Origin of the sequence: Deinococcus rhizophilus, from assembly GCF_030271215.1 — a bacterium.
Classification (GTDB): domain Bacteria; phylum Deinococcota; class Deinococci; order Deinococcales; family Deinococcaceae; genus Deinococcus; species Deinococcus rhizophilus.
The window spans coordinates 1-2,208 of sequence record NZ_JASNGB010000280.1 but is presented as its reverse complement, the minus strand read 5'-3'; the positions used below and the strand labels follow the sequence as shown (position 1 = coordinate 2,208).

Below are 2,208 nucleotides of genomic sequence, written 5' to 3'. Positions count from 1 at the left end.
CTGGACGCCGAGTTGCGGGCGCTGACGGACGACCTCGGGGCGCTGGACCCCACGCTGGTCGGCGCGGCCGAGCGCACCCGCACCCGCACGACGGCCCGGGTGGCGCACCTCCAGCGCCTCGCCCTGGGGGCCCTCGCCCGGCAGGAGGACGACCGGACGCGGCAGCTCACCCGGCTGAGGCGGCATCTGCTGCCGAACGGCGTGCCCCAGGAACGCGAGATGAACTTCCTGACGTACCTGCTCAAGCACGGGGAGGCCCCGCTGCGGCAGTTGCTCGCGCTGGAACCGGGCACGCGGGCCGAGCTGCCCATTCCCTGAGCGTCAGGGCACGCGCTGCGGTTCAGTGGCGCTCTCGCCGTAGGCCAGTCCATCCGGCAGCACGGCGAGGGCCAGGGCCTCCAGGGCCGCCTGCCGGTCGGTGGACGTGGGGGCGGTCAGGACGCGGCGCAGGAGGGCGGCTTCGGGCGCTGCGCGTTCCTCCAGGTCCCGCCCCCAGTGACGGGGCTTGACCTCCCACCAGCCCCGCGCCGCGTAGAGGGCACGGATCAGCCGACTGGCGGCACCCAGCGCGACGAGGGCGTGCAGCTCGTCCCCCACCAGGCTGCGGGCCTCCACCACCTCGTCGATCAGGGTGTGCCGCTCGGCGGACGTGGGGGACCGGGGTGCCGGACCCGCCGCGTGGATGNCGTAGAGGGCACGGATCAGCCGACTGGCGGCACCCAGCGCGACGAGGGCGTGCAGCTCGTCCCCCACCAGGCTGCGGGCCTCCACCACCTCGTCGATCAGGGTGTGCCGCTCGGCGGACGTGGGGGACCGGGGTGCCGGACCCGCCGCGTGGATGGCCCGCGCCTGGGCCACCAGCGCGGCGAGGTCGGGGTGGGGCATGACGGCGCGGCCCTGCGCGAACATGGCGACGGTCGCGTGGTCGGGCGCGGCGAACATCATCCGGACCTTGCGGGGCGGGTTGTGAAAGACCTCCACGGGTACGCCCTCCACGGTGAAGCTGCCCCGCCAGCGGTGGTCGCCGGTCACCAGCGCGTGAAGGTCGAGGTCGCTGTGCCCGTCCGCCTCTCCCCGCGCCGCGCTGCCGCACCACAGGGCGGCATAGACGCCGGGCGTGGCCGCGATCCGGGCGAGGGCGGCGGGCAGGGCGGCTTCCAGGCGGGCCTGTGCGGCGGGGTCGGGCATGCGGCAGGCTAGCGCCACGCCGCTCCTGCTCCTGCTTCTACGCGGGGACCGAGTCGGCCTGCCACTCCAGGGCCACGCCGTGCGTCCCCAGCCAGGCGTGCAGGTCGTAGCGGGCGCGGGCGAGGCCCGACAGCACCCCGTGCGCGGCGGTCACGGCGCCCATGCAGGTCTCGGCGGTGACATATCCGGCGCGGTGGGCGGCCAGCAGTTCGTCGGTGTCCACGATCTCGGCGGCGATCCCGTCATGGACCAGCAGATCGAGGTAGTGGTCGCACACGCTCCAGACCTCGCCCCCCCGGGTCACGGTGGCGATGTCGAGGTAATAGTCGTGCTCGCGCGGGCCGTGAAAGTCATAGCGGCACACCACCAGTCCCAGGTCGGGGAGGAGGTGCGCCTGCCAGTGCCGGATGCGCGGGTGGTTCACGAACTCCCGCGCCACATACAGGCCGTGGGCGTGCTCGCGGTACACGCTGACCGGCCGCACCCCGGTACTGGTGTGGTGTTCGCGGGTCCGCAGGTCGTGGCGCTCGATTTTGACCGGCTCGGCGGCTTGCATGGACCACCGTACCCGGTCCGGGAGGGGCGGCGCCATGAGTCGGGGATAAAGCCAGTGTTCATGAAGCTGGAGGTGTCCAGACAGCCTCGGTGGCGCTGGGCTTTCTGGACCCGGTTCAGGAAACCCGTCTGGCGAATGCCCAGACCGTAGCCTGAGCAAGATGAGCCGAACAACCGCATTTCTGGGCCTGGGCGCGATGGGAGCGCCGATGGCCGCGCACCTCGCCCGGCGGGCCTGCGAGACCGGGGGCCGCGCCCTGGTCTGGAACCGCACGGGTGCCAGGGCCGGGGCCCACGCCCGCGAGCACGGCAGCGAGGCCGTGGACCTGTTCGGCGCGGCCGGGGCCGACGTGATCTTCTCCTGCCTGCCCACCAGCCGCGAGGTGGACGAGGTGCTGGCCGTGCTGGGGGGCGAGCTGCGCCCCGGCACGGTCTGGGTGGACTGCACCAGCGGGCACCCCGAGG

General features: G+C 73.7%; 2 protein-coding genes and 1 pseudogene. 2 read left to right on the top strand and 1 reads right to left on the bottom strand.

The window, feature by feature from the left end; translation table 11 throughout:
- A pseudogene (locus tag QOL99_RS16555) lies at positions 1 to 318 on the top strand (bacillithiol biosynthesis protein BshC); the annotation flags it as partial.
- A 907-nt stretch (positions 319 to 1,225) separates the two neighbouring features.
- On the opposite strand, the gene QOL99_RS16550 reads toward QOL99_RS16555, so the two are convergent.
- Positions 1,226 to 1,780 (bottom strand): DUF402 domain-containing protein, encoded by a 555-nt coding sequence (locus QOL99_RS16550; protein ID WP_285525433.1) that lies wholly within the window; start codon positions 1,778 to 1,780, stop codon positions 1,226 to 1,228.
- 124 nt (positions 1,781 to 1,904) lie between these two features.
- On the opposite strand from QOL99_RS16550, the gene QOL99_RS16545 reads away from it, so the two are divergent.
- A partial coding sequence (locus QOL99_RS16545) for an NAD(P)-binding domain-containing protein (RefSeq protein ID WP_285525432.1) occupies positions 1,905 to 2,208 on the top strand: 304 nt, incomplete at its 3' end.